The organism is Shewanella piezotolerans WP3 (genome assembly GCF_000014885.1).
Lineage (GTDB): Bacteria > Pseudomonadota > Gammaproteobacteria > Enterobacterales > Shewanellaceae > Shewanella > Shewanella piezotolerans.
Window position 1 is genome coordinate 5269190 of sequence record NC_011566.1, and the last position, 19901, is coordinate 5289090.

Annotated in this window: 18 protein-coding genes; 10 read left to right on the forward strand and 8 right to left on the reverse strand. The window is 43.0% G+C overall.

Annotated elements, in window-relative coordinates:
• The first annotated feature begins 123 nt into the window (after positions 1–123).
• Together SWP_RS22360 and SWP_RS22365 are read left to right on the forward strand one after the other, a co-directional pair.
• Positions 124–675, forward strand: a complete 552-nt coding sequence (locus tag SWP_RS22360) for a lysophospholipid acyltransferase family protein (protein ID WP_020914992.1) — start codon at positions 124–126, stop codon at positions 673–675.
• A gap of 82 nt (positions 676–757) precedes the next feature.
• Complete coding sequence (locus tag SWP_RS22365) at positions 758–1378, forward strand: LysE family translocator (RefSeq protein ID WP_020914993.1); 621 nt, start codon at positions 758–760, stop codon at positions 1376–1378.
• A 4-nt stretch (positions 1379–1382) separates the two neighbouring features.
• Here the strand turns inward: SWP_RS22365 and gltS are convergent, their stop codons facing one another.
• The 3 genes from gltS to hldE form a co-directional block, all read right to left on the reverse strand.
• A complete protein-coding gene (gltS, locus tag SWP_RS22370) occupies positions 1383–2606 on the reverse strand; it encodes a sodium/glutamate symporter (RefSeq protein WP_020914994.1) in 1224 nt (407 codons plus the stop codon).
• Positions 2607–2759: 153 nt separating this feature from the next.
• Entirely contained in the window at positions 2760–2921 is a 162-nt protein-coding gene (locus SWP_RS23775) for a DUF2986 domain-containing protein (protein ID WP_020914995.1), read from the reverse strand.
• A 474-nt stretch (positions 2922–3395) separates the two neighbouring features.
• Positions 3396–4829, reverse strand: a complete 1434-nt coding sequence (gene hldE, locus SWP_RS22375; RefSeq protein ID WP_020914996.1) for a bifunctional D-glycero-beta-D-manno-heptose-7-phosphate kinase/D-glycero-beta-D-manno-heptose 1-phosphate adenylyltransferase HldE — start codon at positions 4827–4829, stop codon at positions 3396–3398.
• A 260-nt stretch (positions 4830–5089) separates the two neighbouring features.
• Between hldE and SWP_RS22380 the strand changes: the two genes are divergently transcribed.
• Positions 5090–6097 (forward strand): glycosyltransferase family 9 protein, encoded by a 1008-nt coding sequence (locus SWP_RS22380; RefSeq protein WP_228371095.1) that lies wholly within the window; start codon positions 5090–5092, stop codon positions 6095–6097.
• 53 nt (positions 6098–6150) lie between these two features.
• On the forward strand, positions 6151–7104 hold the full coding sequence (gene rfaD, locus SWP_RS22385) for an ADP-glyceromanno-heptose 6-epimerase (protein ID WP_020914998.1): 954 nt from the start codon (positions 6151–6153) through the stop codon (positions 7102–7104).
• 26 nt (positions 7105–7130) lie between these two features.
• On the opposite strand, the gene SWP_RS22390 is transcribed toward rfaD, so the two are convergent.
• A complete protein-coding gene (locus tag SWP_RS22390) occupies positions 7131–7523 on the reverse strand; it encodes an FAD synthase family protein (RefSeq protein ID WP_020914999.1) in 393 nt (130 codons plus the stop codon).
• Between the two features lies 1 nt (position 7524).
• On the reverse strand, positions 7525–8589 hold the full coding sequence (locus tag SWP_RS22395; RefSeq protein ID WP_020915000.1) for a CDP-glycerol--poly(glycerophosphate) glycerophosphotransferase: 1065 nt from the start codon (positions 8587–8589) through the stop codon (positions 7525–7527).
• 229 nt (positions 8590–8818) lie between these two features.
• Between SWP_RS22395 and SWP_RS22400 the strand changes: the two genes are divergently transcribed.
• A complete protein-coding gene (locus SWP_RS22400) occupies positions 8819–9940 on the forward strand; it encodes a glycosyltransferase family 9 protein (protein ID WP_020915001.1) in 1122 nt (373 codons plus the stop codon).
• 77 nt (positions 9941–10017) lie between these two features.
• Here the strand turns inward: SWP_RS22400 and SWP_RS22405 are convergent, their stop codons facing one another.
• Positions 10018–11097, reverse strand: a complete 1080-nt coding sequence (locus SWP_RS22405; protein WP_020915002.1) for a glycosyltransferase family 9 protein — start codon at positions 11095–11097, stop codon at positions 10018–10020.
• Positions 11098–11341: 244 nt separating this feature from the next.
• On the opposite strand from SWP_RS22405, the gene SWP_RS22410 reads away from it, so the two are divergent.
• On the forward strand, positions 11342–12538 hold the full coding sequence (locus SWP_RS22410) for a hypothetical protein (RefSeq protein ID WP_044556195.1): 1197 nt from the start codon (positions 11342–11344) through the stop codon (positions 12536–12538).
• A 12-nt stretch (positions 12539–12550) separates the two neighbouring features.
• Here SWP_RS22410 and SWP_RS22415 read toward each other — a convergent pair whose 3' ends face one another.
• Entirely contained in the window at positions 12551–13501 is a 951-nt protein-coding gene (locus SWP_RS22415; protein WP_228371175.1) for a glycosyltransferase family 9 protein, read from the reverse strand.
• 207 nt (positions 13502–13708) lie between these two features.
• Here SWP_RS22415 and SWP_RS22420 point away from each other — a divergent pair, with 207 nt between their 5' ends.
• Entirely contained in the window at positions 13709–14443 is a 735-nt protein-coding gene (locus tag SWP_RS22420) for a 3-deoxy-D-manno-octulosonic acid kinase (RefSeq protein WP_020915005.1), read from the forward strand.
• Between the two features lie 43 nt (positions 14444–14486).
• On the opposite strand, the gene waaA is transcribed toward SWP_RS22420, so the two are convergent.
• Positions 14487–15770, reverse strand: a complete 1284-nt coding sequence (gene waaA, locus SWP_RS22425; protein ID WP_020915006.1) for a lipid IV(A) 3-deoxy-D-manno-octulosonic acid transferase — start codon at positions 15768–15770, stop codon at positions 14487–14489.
• A gap of 183 nt (positions 15771–15953) precedes the next feature.
• Here waaA and SWP_RS22430 point away from each other — a divergent pair, with 183 nt between their 5' ends.
• The 3 genes from SWP_RS22430 (at position 15954) to SWP_RS22445 (ending at position 19849) form a co-directional block, all read left to right on the forward strand.
• Positions 15954–16613: a TetR/AcrR family transcriptional regulator gene (locus tag SWP_RS22430; protein WP_020915007.1), complete on the forward strand. Its 660-nt coding sequence runs from the start codon at positions 15954–15956 to the stop codon at positions 16611–16613.
• Positions 16614–17073: 460 nt separating this feature from the next.
• Positions 17074–18251, forward strand: a protein-coding gene (locus SWP_RS22440) for an IS3-like element ISSpi4 family transposase (protein WP_143711184.1) whose coding sequence is annotated in 2 segments (ribosomal slippage) — positions 17074–17332 and positions 17332–18251 — 1179 coding nt in all. Because the reading frame shifts where the segments join, the coding sequence is not laid out codon by codon here.
• A 401-nt stretch (positions 18252–18652) separates the two neighbouring features.
• On the forward strand, positions 18653–19849 hold the full coding sequence (locus tag SWP_RS22445; RefSeq protein ID WP_020915008.1) for a glycine C-acetyltransferase: 1197 nt from the start codon (positions 18653–18655) through the stop codon (positions 19847–19849).
• The last annotated feature ends 52 nt before the right edge of the window (positions 19850–19901 follow it).

Genomic DNA, 19901 nt, shown 5'->3' on the forward strand with positions numbered 1-19901 from the left:
CAGGTGATTGGGTGTACTATACCCAATTACACATCTAAGATCTTGTTACCAATTATGCAGGCTCATTGGTAAAAGTCACAGAAAACAATAATACTTATAAAAATAGCTAGGCGGTTTGATCTTATGTTTCAATCATTTTGCAAAGGTTTGCTAAAAGTCAGTGGCTGGAAAATAGCTGGTACACTGCCAACCGATCATCAATATGTTGCCATCGTAGGTCCACACACCAGTAACTGGGACTTCATCATTGGTGTTTTAGCTCGTGGTGCGCTAGGTGCAAAAATTAACTTTCTCGGTAAGCATCAACTTTTCATTGCACCATGGGGCTGGTTCTTCCGCGCTATCGGCGGCACTCCAGTAGACAGATCTAAAAATAACAACCTAGTAGATGCTGTCGTTGATCTATTTAAATCTAATTCTCACTTTAGCTTAGCACTTGCACCAGAGGGCACTCGCAGCCCAGTTACCCGCTGGAAAACGGGGTTTTACCATATAGCCAATAAAGCTCAGGTACCGATCATCACAGTTGGACTCGATTTTGATAATAAAACGGTCGTTATACCAGAAGGGATGCAGACTACAAATGACATTCAACATGACATGGAACATATCATCAAGTTTTACCGCTCTATTAAAGGTCGCCACCCAAAAGTCATTCCCGATTTTAAAAGTTAATACCAATCTGTATGAGCTTAATTGCTTAAAGCTAAATAGCCCGTTATAGTGCAGCCAGTTTTCAGACATTGTATAAAATATTATGAGCATTGATACTTGGCTGCTGTACCTCTTCGCCATTCTACTGATTGCCATCTCCCCAGGCACTATGGCTGTTCTGTCTATGGGCCATGGCATCCATTACGGTAAAAGCCGTAGTGTAGCGACCGCTTTTGGTAGCGTAACATCAGCACTGATTCTAATGATGGCATCGGCTGCCGGCTTAGGTGCCCTGTTAAATGCTACGGAATATGGATTTACTATATTGAAATGGTGTGGCGGAGCCTACTTACTGTTTCTTGGTGTTAAGTTGCTGCTGACTAAAGCTGATGGACAAGGGTTAAAGCTAGAGCGTACCAAGGGAACTGGTCAGCCTTATCAACTGTTTAAACAAGCCTTTTTAGTGGGGATAAGCAATCCTAAAGATCTACTATTTTTTGCAGCTCTGTTTCCACAGTTCATCGATATCACAGCTCCACAAGGCCCACAATTAGCTATTCTTGCAATCACCTGGGCTGTAGTCGATTTTAGTTTTGTAATGATTTATGCCTGCATGGCAAATGTGCTCGCGCCGACGCTAAAATCAAGTAATAAGCTACATTGGTTTGATCGCACTAGCGGCGGAGTATTTATCACTCTCGCCGCCATATTACTAATCCGTTAACCCGTTATAATATAAAGCCGATATAACCCTGCAATACAATCAAGTTAACAATATCGATGAAGAAGGCACCTACAATTGGCACCACCATAAAGGCTTGTGGTGAAGGACCATTTCGAGAAACCAGCGCCCCCATATTCATGACAGCAGTGGGGGTTGCGCCCATGCCAAAACCACAATGACCTCCCGCTATAACCGCGGCGTCATAATTTGAACCCATCAACTTGAATGTTACGAAGTATGCAAAAAAGCCAAGTACTGCTGTTTGCACCAACAGAATAATCAACAGCGGTATAGCGAGATCAAAAATTTCCCACAGTTTCAAACTCATCAACGCCATCGCTAGAAACAGTGATAAAGACACAGTACCTAGTATATCGACACATTCACTATTGGTCTTATAACCTCTGGTCAATTCGGTCAAGTTGGTAATCACTACCCCAAGAAATAGTGCGTAAACAAAGTCTGGCATTTTCATCCAGCTAATATTGAATACCGACACCAAATGCTCAATCCATCGGGCTCCAGCCACACAAAGCAGCAGAATGAATAGCGTTTCCATGACGCTCTTAGCGGTCACTCGATCTTCTTCTAATTGATCATAGGTCACCAGATCGGGGTGATCTTTATGGTGATTACCACCTATACCATAAGATGACTCAAGCTTATGCTTATCAATAAGTCTTTGCGCGACGGGGCCACCTATAATGCCGCCCATGACTAAACCAAATGTTGCCGCAGCCATGGCAAACTCTAGCGTACTCATGCCGTAGTTTTCAGCAAAGGTCTGTGACCATGCAGCGCCAGTACCGTGGCCACCTGACAGTGTAATTGAACCGGCAACCAGCCCCATTAAGGGTTCTAACCCCAAAGCCGTCGCTAAACTTACACCAACAGCATTTTGAATAACAATGTAAACGGAAGCAATGCCAAGGAATATAAACACCTTCTTGCCGCCTTTTGCTAACAGCTTATAGCTTGCCGCCAAGCCAACCGTACTAAAAAACATTAGCATTAAGGTATTTTGCATCGGCAAAGAAAACTTAAGGGTAATATTCTGAAAATGTAGCAAGGTGGTGATAGCTGCTACCACTAACCCGCCTATGATAGGTTCTGGGATATTATACTTTTTAAAGAAGCCAACATGACGATTTACGCTATGCCCAATAAATAGCACAAGAATTGCGACTAAAAATGATTCCAGCTCTCCGATTGAATATACGGTATTCATAACACTCCTATCCGTTACTTCGGCTTAAGCTTACAACGCTAAAGCAAAAATTAGCCGGCTATTCTGTCATATCTATTAGGGCAATTAATATTAGCTGCGTCCGAATTATGGCTATCTATTGTAATAAAGTTACCAAATTGCACAACAATCAGCCTATTCAGCGACTATTGATGCGCCCTCTTGCTCAGCTAGCGTTGCTAAACGTTCTCTTTCTGCTTTAGAAACGTACTTTGGCTTATTAGCAGTATTGAGTTTCGCATTGGCTTTTTTAACCTTGCTCATATGTTTTTTTGTGATTTTTTTAGTGCGGTTCATAGATTTATACTTTTGAGAGATGAGCCAGTTAAATATTATAGTTTATAGACAGCTACCGCGAGGGGGAGTGACAAGCTAATTGACCAAAAAATCAGTCTCATACCAATTGCATTAAGTATTTGACCAATTCAGAGCCCCTCAGCCTTTTCAATTCAAAGCGCATTGGTAAAGAAATGGTTATTCCCTTTTAAGCCAATGCAAAGCAGAAGTGGAAAGACTGAGGGGCTCACGTAGTGCGGGTTTCAAAACGCTGTATGCTTCGCTATGGGATTTGGATATACGACTAAATGGATTTAGGAGGTAGAGCGAAGCTGGATGCCAGAGCCGAGAATAACTATTAGCTCAAATTCCACTACTTGCCTACAGCGTTTTGAATTCCCGCTGAATGGTCAAACTTTTAATGCAATTGGTATCATTTAAAGAGCTCGCTGCCATGCAATAAGACAAAACAGCCAGCCCTCTAATTATATCAAGCTATTGGTTAGCCATGATATTTTCGATTATTTTTGTAGTAGAAATACCATCTTCAAAACACAGTATCTTAACTAATCCGCCAGCAGCAATAACTTCTTTACCACCAGCAATATCTTCAATCTTATAGTCGCCACCCTTAACGAGTAAGTCAGGTAATAAACGAGCAATCACTCTTTGCGGCGTGTCTTCACTAAACGGCAGCACCCAATCCACAGACGCAAGACCCGCTAACACAGCCATTCTACGACCCACTGGATTTACTGGACGACCATCTCCTTTTAAGCGCCTGACAGAGTCATCATCATTAACAGCAACAATCAATCTGTCGCCTTGGGCTTGCGCCTCCTGTAAATAGCTCACATGACCAGCATGTAAAATATCAAAGCAGCCGTTGGTCATCACCACGCGCTCACCACGTAACCGAGTTTGCTCAAGTGCGTACATGAGCTGATCTTCAGTCACAACCCCAAAGCCAGTCTCACTATGATGAGTATCAGACAATGATTCGATAAGCTCAATGCGGCTCACCGTCGAAGTACCGAGTTTAGCAACCACAATACCAGCAGCTGTGTTAGCGATTGCACACGCTTCAGCCATAGTACTTCCAGCGGCCAATGAAGTCGCCAGTGCAGAAATAACCGTATCCCCAGCACCCGTGACATCATGTACCTCTCGAGCTACCGTAGGAATATGAAGCTCTTTATTTTCAGCCGTAATCAACGTCATTCCCTGCTCAGAACGAGTAACTAACAGCGCTTCTAAATCAAACTCTTCAAGTAATTTATGCGCTTTTTCAACCAAATCAGCTTCACTGGTAACAGCTCCTGCAACCAACTCAAACTCATGCAGGTTTGGGGTAAGCAGCGTTGCACCTCGATATTTAGAAAAATCGCTTCCCTTTGGATCGACTAACACTTTGACCCCTTGAGACTTCGCTTGCTGAATAAAAGCTAGCGGCTCGATCAAAGCACCTTTGGCATAATCAGATAAAATAACCACATCTACATCAGCTAAAGAGTTTGCGGCGCTGTCCAACAACGCTTGGCTATCTGCTTGCTGGTAAGGTTCTTCGAAATCTAGACGAATGAGTTGTTGGCTACGCGACATCACCCGCAATTTAGTAATCGTTGGTTTATCTGCAACCACGTGCCATTTAGGCTCAACACCCAAAGCTTGAATGCCGGTCGTTAATGCTGCTGCGGTTTCGTCTTCACCAACAATACCCGCTAAAGAGACTTGGCCGCCCAAGGTCGCAATATTCAGTGCTACGTTTGCCGCTCCACCGGGACGATCTTCTAATTGGTTAATGCGCACAACAGGCACTGGCGCTTCGGGCGAAATACGTCCAGTCGGCCCCGTCCAATAACGGTCAAGCATCACATCACCGACCACAAGAACCTTAGCTTTTTCAAATGCTGGCAGAGAATCTTTCATAACACTCATTACTTTTACAAAATATTAGTCCTTAATTGTACCTAATTTTAGTTCGAGCTGTTACTTAATCTACGTAACTTTCTAGCTGAGGCACTTTTACTTTTGTGGCTTAGCTACACAAAACATCATCCCGAACAGCCCTCTTACTACTAAAACTGATATAATCAGCAGTTAAAGTCAGATTAATTTGACCCTAAAGCCATCTGTGTTAAAAATATTGAAGACCGCAGAACAAGTTAACCCAATAGTGCGAAATGATAATGAAGAGAATCCTAGTTTTTAGACATGATAAAATTGGTGACTTTGTACTGCTTTGGCCTGCCTTGAGTTTACTCAAAAACGCTATGCCAGATACCAGCATTGAAGTGTTTGTAACGCCAGTACTTAAGAGTTTTGCGCTCGCTTGCCCTTATGTTGATCATGTTATTGTCGATAGCGGTGATGATCAGGCAATACGTAAAGAGATCGACGCACGTCAATACGATGCTGCATTGGTTTCTAATTCTCAATTCCGAATATATAAAATCATTCGTAATCTAAATATTCCCTATGTGTTAGCGCCTAAACATAACTGGTATCAGTACTTTTATAAAAACCGAACAGATGCACAATACAAGGTCGGTGAAGGCTGCTGGCGCGGCGGCTGCATGTTAATCGAGGCCTTTTTAACTGCGCATAACATGACGATTCCAGCGCTTCCCAAAAGATATTGGGATGTCACAGCAGAGCGTGAGCATTGGCAACAATATTACGGTAAACAAAATGACGAAAAGTTGATTTTTGTTCATCCTGGTACCGGAGGGTCCTCAGGTAGTTTACCAACAAAAGACTTTATAAAGCTCATCACCCAAGTTGATCAATCAACTCAGCATAAATGCAGGTTTGTGCTAACGTTTAGCGGTGAAGAGGCGAACTTAGCCGGAGCTATATTTGATGAGGTTAGCAAGCAGGGCGTCAATATTACCCTTGCCAAACCACTAAAAGATCTAACTGATTTTGCAAAATCTATAGTTGCTGCAGATATGTTTATGGCTGGCTCGACGGGTCCTTTGCATATTGCAGGACTGCACAACGTGCCAACTGTCGGCTTTTACGCAGGCAGAAAATCTCAACCCAAAGTGCGCTGGCAGACGTTGAGCGAACAACATAAACGCTTAGCATTTACACCACCAGAGAGTAAACGAACTGGTCGCGACATGAGTTTAGTTGATATTGATTATACAGCGAAAAGCATCGCAGAATTTTTAAATACTTACTACACAAAGTAAGTCTGTCCTTTTAAGGTATTGTGAACAATACCGCCCTAAAAGTGGAAATAAATATGATAGTAGTCACAGGTGCAGCAGGATTTATCGGCAGCAATTTAGTCAAAGCCCTTAACGATATGGGTCGTAATGACATTATTGCCGTGGATGATTTAACCGACGGTACAAAAATGTTCAATCTAGCGGATTGTGAGATCGCAGATTATCTGGACAAAGATCAATTTCTTGAGCAGATAATAGCAGGTGAATTCGACGGAAAGATTGAAGTTATTTTCCATCAAGGAGCATGCTCATCCACCACCGAGTGGGATGGCAAATTCATGATGAGCAATAACTATGAATACTCTAAAACACTGCTGCAGTTTTGTGATAGAACAAAATGCCAATATATCTATGCTAGCTCAGCTTCGGTCTATGGCGGTAGCGAGAAATTTATTGAGCAAAGAGACTTAGAAAAGCCACTTAATGTCTACGCTTACTCTAAATTCTTGTTTGACCAATATGTACGTCAACAAAAGCCAAACTGCCAAGTTGCCGGCCTCAGGTATTTCAATGTCTATGGCCCAAGAGAACAGCACAAAGGCGGCATGGCAAGTGTAGCTTTCCATTTCAATAACCAGCTCAATGCTAACGGGATCTGCCGTTTATTTGAGGGGGTTGATGGTTATGAAAATGGTCAACAACTACGTGATTTTGTATACGTTGAAGATGTTGTCAAAGTTAATCTATGGTTATGGCAAAATTCTGAGGTTTCAGGCATTTTCAACTGCGGTACAGGCCAAGCACAGAGTTTCAATGATGTTGCAAACGCTGTTATCGCACACCACGGCAAAGGCGCCGTCGAGTACATTCCATTCCCGGATAAACTAAAGGGTGCATATCAAAGCTACACCCAAGCAGATCTAACAAAGTTACGAGCTGCAGGTTACACCGCTGAGTTTAAGACTGTTGAGCAAGCTGTACCTGAGTATTTATCTTGGTTAGCGACGCAACACTTTATTGGTGAGTAAATACTGTTCCCATAAACTACTGAGGTTTATGGGATCTCTTTTACCACTTCAATTAGCTGTGTGGTAGATATCGCAGGTGTACGTGGTAGGTATATCACATCACATAGTGGTTTTAGATGGTCAAACTTTCCTTCCCAGTCATCCCCCATTACCAAGCAGTCAGCTTTATGCACTTTAATGTACTCGGCCTTTAATTCAAGGGACTCTTCCAAAAACACTTCATCAACGCAACCCAATGCACTAACAATACGCATACGATCACGTTCGTTGCATACTGGATAACGCTGTTTTTTAGAAAAATTAAGCGCATCAGATGAAACACCCACAGTTATATGTGTTCCCACCTTTTTTGCCCGCTCGATAATATTCAAATGCCCAATATGGAACATATCAAACGTACCAAAAGTGATGATTCTCATTTTATTTCTCTGTTAATAGGAAATCGACAATTCGCTTGCTGCATTGACCGTCAACTTTTCCGGCTAGTTCATAGGTGTAATGAGCGCGTTGCTTCGCAAATGATTCAGGTTCAGCGATCTGTTGATCGACAGCTGCTTTAAGTTTTTTGTAGGTTTTGGCATGCTTGGCCACTGCTGCATATCGATATAGGTCTTCATCCATTCGTTGGTTAAAGCGAAACTTGAAGATCCCACGGTAGCTCCAACGCAGGTGATAAAAATCACACCAAACAACAGGCTTATCTAGCGCCGCAAATTCAAACAATGCAGAAGAAGCATCACTAATCAGCAGATCTGCACTGGCCATAAATGGCAATAAATTAGTCTGCTCCGCCGTTGCAAGGTAAGCATTGTCATAGGAAGCCCAATGTAATAATAACTTTTTCTGTTTTTTATAAGCAGGTTTACTTAAAGAAAAGTAATGCGGCTTCAATAAGATATTATATTCAGCAAATTCTGCTGGCCAGTTGGTAGCCATCTTTTCAATACTGCTAGGGTAGAAAGTCGGAGCATAGAGCAACGTTGGTTTAGCAGGATCCAAGCCTAGTTTTTCGAGATCAATTCCAGCTTCAATTCCTTGCACAATAGGATCGAGTTTGGCATATCCAGTATCGATAAACTGCTTGTCTGGAAACATTGATTGTAGTCGGTTTAACCGATATTCACCTTCCACAAAACGTACATCAAAGTCTGAATCAGACACTGTGTAATATACTGACTTGGGCCCGATACCATGCTGCATGAGCGCTGTACCGCAAACTCCTTTGAGCTTTTTGTCGCCATCAAACGTGTTGCCAAACACAACCCACTTAGGCTTTTGCTCTAAATAATACGCTAATGCTTGCTCTTGATTATCTACCCAAGTGACAGAGAGCTGATATTCTTTGACCAAGGCATCTAGTGCAGCTTGCTGCTCATCACTCCGATAGATAACAAAATGAACAAGCTCTCCCCGCAATTGCAATTCATGCATCACAGGTAAGTATTGTGGTAAATAGTATGGATGCAGCGCGTCAAAGCAAATCAAAAGTAAGCCTTCAGTTTAAGGTCGTATTACGGCCGTAAAGCACGGTTCAATTATAACAATAATACCATATTCCAATATTGAAACTATATCAGTAGCGCCTTCAGCGCCAGTAATTGAGGACTAGATTCATAAAAAGCTCATATTTATCTCTAATATCAACTTGGATCTTTTTCAAAGCCAACAAATTCAAGGTATGCTAAGCCGACTAAAAATAGGAACACTTATCAATATGGCTATCATCACTTCTGATCAATTAGCGCAATGCCAGCGCATGTTATTCATGTCACCCGTTGCTTTAGGGGATTTTCTTTATTTAAAGACTTTTCTTGTCGCTTTGAAGCAACAGCACCCACATATAACATTAGATATTTGGTTAGATGATAATCGCTGTAATAGCGATGAATGGCGCTTGTCGCGCAGTAAAATACTGCAGCAATGGATGGAGGCGGAAGGAGCTTTCAACCTAACCTATGGCTGCACCGATTCACCACAAGCGATGCAGGCAAACACAGAAAAAGCCAAACAGCAAAAATATGACATCATCTTTTGCCATACCGTAAGCAAAAGTCGACAATACTCCCAGCTAGCACGAGAAATTTCCTCTGCGGCCTTTATTGTCTCCAGCATACCTAAAAAGGCTTCTTTCGGGCTTTTGAACCCTTGGTTTTTTCGCCATTCGAATGCAACATTTGTCCTTGAAGAAACTTTATTACCAGCGACTCACCATATTACCGATCGCTATCAGCTGATTTTCAACACAGTGACTGGACTATCCGTAGCTGCTACAGAGATCATGCCCAACATGATTATTCCTGAAACCATTCTACCTGTGACAGAGGATTGGCTAGAACGTCATTTCAATGACCCACAAAGACAAGGGAAGTTACTGTTCGTTAATCACCTTTCTACCAATGTAAAAAAAGACTGGCCTATCAATTACCTTTTTGAGCTAATTGAGAAAATAGCTAAAGTAGATAACGGTCAGCGCTTTATTATTAATACCACTCCTGAAAGTTATCCAGAAGTATCCCGCGAGACGCAAGCGTTTACTGCAAAGTCTGGACTACAAGTTGTGGTGTTTACCGTAGACAAACACTTTTTTGAGTTGCCTTCGCTAATTGCAAAAGCGGATTTCGTTATTACTGTTGATACCGCAATTTTGCATTTTGCTTTTGCAGCTCAGCGACCGCTGCTCGCCATGATGCGTCAGAAAAAGCCTTACTGGGCTCCGCCAGAATCAGCTACATCTCATGTTATGTATGCTACACAAGGCAAAGGACATATTGCCGATATCTCAGTAGCACAAGTTCACGACAAATACAGGCTGATGAACGGAGCAACAGAGAGTTAAAGAGAGCTAAGTAATAAAAAGGAGAGCTCTTGCTCTCCTTTTTATTACTAATACCAACAAATCAATATTTAGTTTTGTTAGCTTACAGCGCTCTGCTCACTCATCAAGTCAGTAATCACTTCCATTGCTACATCTAAGCCGTTGGTCGATTCACACTGCGTCAAAGCAGTATCGAGTTGCTGGGCAGTCCCAGCTTGAATAAGATCAAGCAGTCTTGAAGTCAACTCATCAGCGGTAACGCTGCTACTCACCGTAAGCCCTCTTTCTTGGCACACTCTAATTCTATAATTCTGATCTTTAGCCACGGCGGCCGATACCGACGGTTTTTTCAGCGCTATCGCCTGTAAAAGTGTATCACCACCACTTAGCACCGCAGCTTTCGAAGCATCAAGAAGATCCATAAAATCGACATGAATCAATTCCTTAATATTAATGACACCTTCAAACTCTGGCATTGCCTTAGGGTAACTCGGACCGAAAATTACCACGCATGGTATTTTTGTTGCTTGGTAAATTCTTGCCGCGGCCATAGCAAACTCCTCAATACAATGGCCTTGCCCATTTTTATGTCCACCAGAACCTGCGTTAAACAATATAAAATCATTTGCGACTAAACATAGTTTTTTAAGTAACTCTGATTGCCTATGCGCAACAGGACTTGCAAACACCGAGCCGATAATAGTCGGCTCAGGTTTGTTAATCAGCTTAAGTTTTAGTCTGTCAAACGAGCTAATCGTGCCGATAATGAACTCGGGTTGCACCACCCAATGGCTATCCGTCACTCTCGCTCGTAACAGCTTCATCCCTCGACTACGTTTACGTTTATGCTGACTAATGAATATTACTTTAGCCCCCAACTTGTTGGCATGAACCAACTGTGAGCGACGACCTGAAGCATCAAAAATAACAAAATCAGCTTTGTAAAAAGAGAGGAAGTCATTTACCGCTTTAGTATTTTTTGTCGGCGTATCATCTAAAAGTGCCACAGGATAAGGACATGTGAATGCATAGGGTGCCTGTCGACTTATAATAAATTGGATATTAGCATCAGGCCAACGTTGCTTCACTTCGTTGGCGATGATTAAAGAGCGCATATATTCGCCCATGCCTTCTGATGAAGACACAGGAACAAATAAAAATTTTGGGGACAGCGACATATAAGCACCCTTAAAAATACAACAAGCAAAACAACACAGTGCTAATGTTGTTAAATCTTGTTTGATAGCCGTTAATAATAACATGTTGACCAAGAAATCGGAGACTTGATAACTCAGGCTGACAAATTAATTTTTTGTTCTATACAAACAACAGTGCTTGATCTCGTTATCTTAATGTCTTGATTGCTCGTGAAATAACCCTCAACTATAATTGATGAATCACCTGCGCGAATAAAGTTAACCTGTGGCATCTTCATCTTCAAATGCTCAGCAATCACCGTATGCTCTCGAAATCTATATAGATAAAGCAACTCTGCCTAGCGTGCAGCAGGCAGCAATGCTCGTTAACAATCAAAGCCACAACCCTAAGTTAATTTGCTGGCAACGACATCCAGTTAACGACGAAGCTTTATTGCAAGGTATCAATGCCGCATCCTTTGTTAGCATAGCTTCACTATGCCAACATGCAGCCACACTGTTGGCAGGTCATCCTCACAGCCATATCACCATTTACGGCAACACCTATTGGAGTAAAGATCTTGCTAGGCTCATTCGGTATCTGACTAGAATCTCAGGGGTTGAAATTAAAAAACTGGAATTGATTGATGATGGCTCTTCGGAATACCAAAAGATGTTTTATTGGCAACGTTTAAGTTCCGAAGAGCAAACTCGCGATCTAGCTACTGGACTGAAAAACCTAAAAAGTTATCTTAGTGGAAATGACAATAAACTACTAAGGCTACTGACTGGCCACTCAAACAAGCTACCAAGGCGCCTATCAAGCTTCATGAATTGGCACCAACTCTTTCCCACTACCTACCATATGTTACGTATGGACTACTTGGATAAACCTGAACTCCATCAATTGAAGCAATACCTGGGTAACAATGCTCAGCAAATCCGTTGGAATTATATCGCTGACAATTTGTTTGATGACGAGCAGCAATCGCTTTTCTATCAATTATTAGGGATCTCGTTGGCGGAACAGAAACAGTTAAGAGCAGGCAGGCAACAGCTGCATGACTTTATGTTCATAGGTGTTGATTCCAGCAATGCGAGCAGCAAGCTGCAAATAAATGTAATTGCAGATTCTCGTCAAGAATCAGGAATTATTCCTACGATTACGGCTAAGAAGATGTTATTTAAAGGCCATCCTTTTGCCAATTTTAATCAGACAATTGTAGATGCACATCAAATGGGCGAGATGCCAGCGATGATCCCATTCGAAACGCTTATCATGACCGGTAATTTACCGCAAAAAGTGGGGGGAATGGCAAGTTCACTCTACTTTTCTCTGCCAAACAACTATCACATTGAATATATTGTTTTTTCTGGCTCAAAAAAGGATTTGGAACAGCATGCGTTACTACAAATCATGCTTTACTTGAAAGTGATAAGCCCTGAAAGGGTTTACTTTTCAGAGCAGTTTAAATCCTGCTAGAAAGCACAGATATTAGCGCATCATACGGTTAAACTGCTCAATGACTGCTACAACCTCAATCTGCTGCATTAGCTGCTCACCTTTAGCTCTAACGCCCCATGGCACATCGTCACCTTTCTGCTCTCGAATAATGGTGTCGTAAACACTCACAACACTATCTTGTGATAAATATGGCCCTGTTCGCCTTGGGTTTGAATGAGCATATAGACCAATAACTGGCGTACCTTGCGTCACAGCCATATGTGCAGGGCCAGTATCAGGAGCCAGCACTATACTGGCTTGCTTTAACAGTGCTAACAGTTGCAGCAATGATGTTTTGCCAACCTGATCCTCGAGCTCTGACTGAGCAAAACCTTGTATAGCTTCGGCCAGTTTTTTCTCCAATGTTGTCGGTCCGCCACACAACATCACTCGATAGCCACAGGCCACAGCGTGATCAGCCACAGCGGCATATCGCTCTGGCAGCCAATTACGCTCGGCTTTACTTGCTGCAGCGCATATAACCAAAATCGGACTTCCGCTTGGGATCAAACTTTCAGCAAACTCTGTATCAGCAGCAAGAACCGGGATGTTCCAACTTAAGCGGGTATCCGTAACGCCAACGGCCTTAGCAAACCCCATAAAACCATCAAGTACATGGGGGGTTGCTTGTGGCTCTATGCGGCGGTTAGTCACCAACCATTGCCCCTCTTTGGCGCGAAACCTATCAAAACCAATACGCACCTTAGCTGATATAGCAAGGGATGCAATCGTCGCTCTAAGCGCTATTTGCATATGCAGTAACACATCAAACAGCTGCCCTTTCAGCGCTCGTTTTAAATTAATGTAACTGCGCCAGCCTTGTGACTTATCGAAAATCACAAATTCCACTCCAGGAAGGTGTTTTAACAGTTGATATTCAATTTTGCCTAATACCCAAGTAATTTTGAGCTGCGGATAACGTCGTTGAATCGATTGCACCATAGCAACCGCATGACATACGTCGCCAATAGCCGACAGCCTGAGTAGACACAAAGAGTTAGCATTGGTTAAATCCAACGTATTGACTTGTGATTCAGTAGAGAGATTCGCGGTCGTTAAGCTCATAGGACTCGAAGGTTATTTGGCGTAATCCACCGATCTTAATGTAGAATGGCTGCAGGTTCCACGCTTTAGCGTACAATTCTATCTATGAAGTTTAAAAAAACAGCCACTGGCAGCATCGCTTATTGCGAACATACCTCTGAACATATCGAAACGACTTGGTTTAGTGTGGACTTCTGGCGTGCACGCGAAGCAGTAACAGGCTCATCTAAAGGCCGTTATACCACTTGGTTTGTCGATGCCAGTAGTGAACAAGAAAATGCTCAACAATGGGTATTACGTCACTATTATCGTGGCGGCTTAATAGAAAAGATCAGCCGTGATAAGTATCTATTTACAGGTTTAACACGTACCCGAGCAGTGGCCGAACTGGCGTTACTGGAAACCCTATATGATCAGGGCTTCCCCGTTCCCAAACCTATCGCTGCAAATGTCGAGCGAAGCGGCCTTAACTACCGCGCTGATTTAATTATCGAGCGAGTAGAAGGCGCCGAAGATCTCGTGGCAAGACTAAGTAAAACAGCAATGACTACCGAGCAATGGCAGGCTTTAGGTCAATGCATTGCCCGTTTCCATAATCACGGGGTGTACCACGCCGATCTTAACGCTAAAAACATCCTAATTGCGGATGAACAGTTCTACTTGATTGATTTCGATCGTGGCGAGTTAAGAACAGCAAAAGCTGACTGGCAAAAAGCCAATATGGATCGCTTACTTCGCTCATTTAGAAAAGAGTTAGCCAAACTGCCAACGCTTTGCTTTAGCGAGGAAAATTGGCAATTGTTGCACGCAGCATATCGTACAGCGCTCATCAAAAAATAAGCTTCGCTTTATACCCGCTGTTATTTCAGCGGGATAGCGGGAGTTAGCTCTTCTCGCTAGGTTTCACTTTCAACATTGAACTCACCAGAGCAAACTGCTTATCTAATGCACCTCGATTTTGCAACATAACTTGCTTACCCGCTTCACTTGCCGCCTGATAGGCGTGCTTGTCATTAAACATTGAAATGAGAACCTGAGCTAACGCATCGCTAGAGTCAACGACCTGCAATGCTCCCTCTCGCTGCAATAATTCAGTGATCTCATTAAAATCCCAATGATGTGGTCCAACAGATACTGGTAACCCCACAGCTGCGGGCTCTAATGGATTATGGCCACCATTTTCGATCAAGGTGCCACCAACAAATGCTTGATCTGCTGCTGCATATAGCGTGAGCAGCTCGCCCATCGTATCGCCAACGACAACTTGAGTTTGCGCAGTGACCTCATCATTTATACTGCGCCTAGCCACCTGCATTCCCGCCGCTTTGACCACAGCCACCGCTGCATCAAACTGCTCAGGGTGACGTGGTACGAGTACCATTAACGCTGTTGGATACTGTTGTAGCACCCGTTGATGAGCCAGGATCATAGAGTCGAACTCACCAGGATGCACCGAGCCTGCCACCCAGATAGGACGTTGCAGTGCATTCCAGCTTTCTCGCATCATCTGAGCAGCATCGATGCGTGTCTGCTCAATATTGAGATCAAATTTCAAGCTACCGCATACCGTTATGTTATCGGTCGCAACACCAAGGTCGATAAAGCGAGCCGCAGCTTGTTTCGACTGAGCAGCTATTGCATCTAAGCTTTGTAGCATCGGTAGGTTCAAATCTAGGCGTTTCTGATAACCATCAGCTGATTTCTGCGACAATCTAGCATTCGCTAACAACACTTTGGCGCCACTGTGCTTAAGATAGTGAATTAGGTTAGGCCACAGCTCAGTTTCCATAATGATGCAATATTTAGGTGCAACTTGATTGATAAAGTGTTTACTGCACCAAGCTAGATCGAATGGCAGGTAGCAGTGCTGTACTTGCTCTGAAAATGCTCGAACTACTTCTCTCGATCCCGTAGGGCTGGTAGTAGTGACTGTGATAGATAGATCCGGGTAGGCTGCTTGAATTTTTTTTATCAGTGGAATAGCAGCTAAGGTTTCCCCCATAGAAACACAATGCAGTAACAGATCAGTTTGCTCTAATCGTTTAATACCAAAGCGTTCATTCCATCTAAGACGATAATCAGGGCTCTTAAAACCACGTACAAATAAATAAACCATCAGCAATGGCGAGATAAGATAAAGCAAAGCGGAATAGAGGCTACGATTCATGAATTTTTTTACTTTCGTCAGTTTTGCTTGAAGAATTGGCTCAATGCTAACATGATAGTCACAACTTAACGTAGACGCCTAACCGCGAATATGTCGAGTTGCGCGCGCATTTTTATCGCCAAGCCTAGTGAGTTTTACCATTAAAGGCGGCAATTTCTTGGATATTAAGCATTTAGGATGAATATGAAGACCCGTGACAAAATCGTACAAGCCAGCTTAGAACTATTTAACCAGCATGGCGAAAGAACAATCACAACCAATCATATTGCCGCTCACCTAAATATTAGCCCAGGGAACCTCTATTATCATTTCCGTAATAAAGAAGACATCATTCGCTCTATTTTTAGTCTCTATGAGCAACATTTAGAATCTGGCTTCCAACCTTATGTCGACAAAGAGGTCGATGTCGATCTTCTAGTCGGTTACTTTGACGCCATGTTTTACACCCTGTGGCAATTTCGCTTTATGTACGCCAATCTGGCAGATATTCTCAGCCGAGATGAAGCATTAAAAAATCGATACCTACAAGCCCAACAGGACGTACTAGCACGCTCAAGTAGCGTACTTATCAAGCTAACAGAAGATGGTTTTTTAAACGTTGAAGAAGGTGATATTGCGCCGCTAGCAGATACGATAAAAATGTTGGTGAGCTTTTGGATAAGCTATAAATTGACTCAAACGCAGTCTTGTATTGGTTCAATCACTAAAGAGTCACTCTATGAGGGATTACTACGAGTGATTATGATATTTAAAGCTTACTCAACCCCAGAGTCTGCTGCCACCTTTGAAAGGCTAGAAGAGTATTATACCTCAATGGCCAGTGGCGCTGAAACCGCAGCTTAGACAACCCCATTTCAACAAGGTATGACTAATACCAATTGCATTAAGTATTTGACCATTTCAGAGCCCCTCAGCCTTTTCAATTCAAAGCGCATTGGTAAAGAAATGGTTATTCCCTTTTAAGCCAATGCAAAGCAGAAATGGAAAGACTGAAGGGCTCACGTAGTGCGGCTGAGGTTAAACAAAATTGGCAAAACGCTGTATGCTTCGCTATGGGATTTGGATATACGACTAAATGGATTTAGGAGGTACGAGAGCAAGGATGGTCGAAGGTAGAATAATGCAGGAGCAATTATCGAGAGCGAAGCAGGATACCAGAGCCGAGAATAACTATTAGCTCAAATCCCACTGCTTGCCTACAACGTTTTGAATTCCCGCTGAATGGTCAAACTGTAGTGGTACGGTGAATTTGGCCACCTAGTTAGAGGTGATATCATTACCTCATAAGTAAACAGGTGACACTATGACGAAACGTACAAGAAGACTTTTTAGCGCAGAATTCAAACTTGAATCAGCTCAATTAGTGCTAGATCAAAATTACTCAATTGTTGAAGCCGCTCAAGCTATGAACGTGGGTAAATCGACCATGGATAAGTGGGTTCGGCAATTAAGAGAAGAGCGACAAGGTAAGCAACCTAAAGCATCACCTATATCACCAGAACAAATTGAAATTCGAGAGTTAAAAAAGCAACTAGCTCGCCTCCAGGAGCACAACGAAATATTAAAAAAAGCCACAGCTCTGTTGATGTCGGACTCACTGAACAATTCTTAATAATTGAGAAACTCAGGCAGAGCTACAGCATAAAAACATTATGCGAAGTGTTCAGTATTCATCGTAGTAGTTACAAGTATTGGAGAAAACGGCCAATAACCATAAACGCAGATAAAGTAAAGCTTCGAAGTCTAGTTAGCGAAGTACATACTGCAAGTAACGGCTCGGCAGGAGCTAGGACGGTTGCAGATATGGTTAGCCAGCAAGGTATCTCGTTAAGCCGTTATCGCGCCACTAAGCTGATGAAGGAGCTTGGTATAGTGAGTTGTCAGGTACCTAAGCACAGATACCGAAAAGCGACACTAGAGCACATCGAAATCCCTAATCACCTAGGTCGACAATTCGCTGTCACCGCTCCGAATGAAGTTTGGGTTGGTGATGTCACCTACGTGTGGGCAGGTAACCGCTGGATGTACTTAGCGGTTGTGATTGATCTATTTGCTCGTAAAGTCATTGGCTGGGCTATGTCGTTATCACCTGATAGCCGTTTAACGGGCAAAGCGCTTTCGATGGCCTATGAAGGTCGTGGAAAACCTAAAGGTGTTATGCTCCATAGCGATCAAGGGACTCACTATACAAGCAGAAGATATCGACAACTATTATGGCGATATCAGCTCAAGCAAAGTTTATCTCGACGTGGGAACTGTTGGGATAATAGTCCAATGGAACGCTTTTTTAGGAGCCTTAAGACAGAATGGATACCACCAATAGGGTATCGTAGCTTTGCTGAAGCTCAGCAAGAAATTACACGATACATAATTGGATATTATTGTCAGCTTCGCCCGCACCAATATAACGGCGGACTGACACCTAATGAATCAGAACGATTGTTTTGGTTAAACTCTAAGATCGTGGCCAATATTAGTTGACCACTACAAACTTTTAATGCAATTGGTATAAATACCTTGTTGAATACTGTGCTAGGAAACCACTATTTATAATCTTAGTCAGTTCGCTGACTTTCAATAGATTTAGTTAATCACTCATTGACTAATCAGGATGTAACCCTTTCATTAAAATTCTGGCTTGGTACTTAAAAAGCAACAGCTTAAGCAACTAAGCCCTAACAATGGATATAGTCCTCAACAGCAGGAATATCAACCAGTAAAACACAAACTCTTAATTAGTTTAACTAATCCGAAACATTCTCCAGACCTAATCTGGCTTATCAGGAGAATGTTGCAGAAAAAAAGGCTGTAGAGCTGGGCTTTTTAAGGTTAAAATGCCGCCACTCCAATAATCAAAACTATGCTAATTAAGGAGAATTCGGGTGGCAAAGACCTCATTCTACGACCAGATAAATCAACAGCTTGCCGATGTAAAAGCGGAAGGCCTGTATAAGAGCGAGCGCGTAATTGTTTCTCCTCAACAGACTGCAATTGAAGTCAATGGCGACGAAGTAATTAACTTTTGTGCCAATAACTACTTAGGTTTAGCAAATCACCCTGAGCTAATTAAGGCCGCACAAGGCGGGCTCGACGCACACGGTTTTGGTATGGCTTCAGTGCGATTCATCTGTGGCACACAAGATATCCACAAAACATTAGAGGCGAGTCTGAGCTCCTTCTTAGGCATGGAAGACACCATTCTTTACTCTTCATGCTTCGATGCCAATGCTGGCCTATTTGAAACTTTACTGAGTGCAGAAGATGCCATCGTCTCTGACGCATTAAACCACGCCTCCATTATTGACGGTGTACGTTTATGTAAAGCAAAGCGCTTCCGCTATGCCAACAATGATATGGCAGACCTTGAGACCCAACTAAAAGCGGCTAAAGAAGCTGGCGCACGTAATATTTTGATTGCTACTGACGGCGTATTCTCTATGGACGGCGTTATCGCCAACCTTAAAGGTGTGTGTGATCTTGCAGACAAGTACGACGCGCTAGTGATGGTCGATGACTCTCACGCAGTAGGCTTTGTAGGCCAAGAGGGACGTGGTACTCATGAATTCTGTGAGGTTATGGATCGCGTCGATATTATTACAGGCACATTAGGTAAGGCCCTTGGCGGTGCTTCCGGTGGATTCACTTCGGCGAAGAAAGAAGTGGTCGACTGGTTACGCCAGCGTTCACGCCCGTATCTTTTCTCTAACTCTTTGGCACCATCCATTGTAACGGCATCTATCCACGTATTAGAAATGCTTAAAGATGGCCAAGAGTTGCGTGAAGCAGTCTGGGAAAATAGCCGTTATTTCCGCGAGCAGATGTCAGCAGCAGGTTTCACCCTTGGCGGTGCTGATCATGCCATCATTCCAGTAATGATCGGCGATGCTAAACTGGCCGGTGACTTCGCCAACCGCCTACTAGCTGAGAATATCTATGTGATTGGTTTCTCCTTCCCAGTGGTACCGAAAGGTCAAGCGCGTATTCGAACGCAAATGTCTGCTGCGCATACCAAGCCGCAAATTGACAAAGCTATTGAAGCCTTTACCCGTATCGCGAAAGAGATGGGGATTATCGGCTAGAATTAACCCAATAGGGCTACACAGAGTTGTAGCCCTTTTTGTATCAATTAAA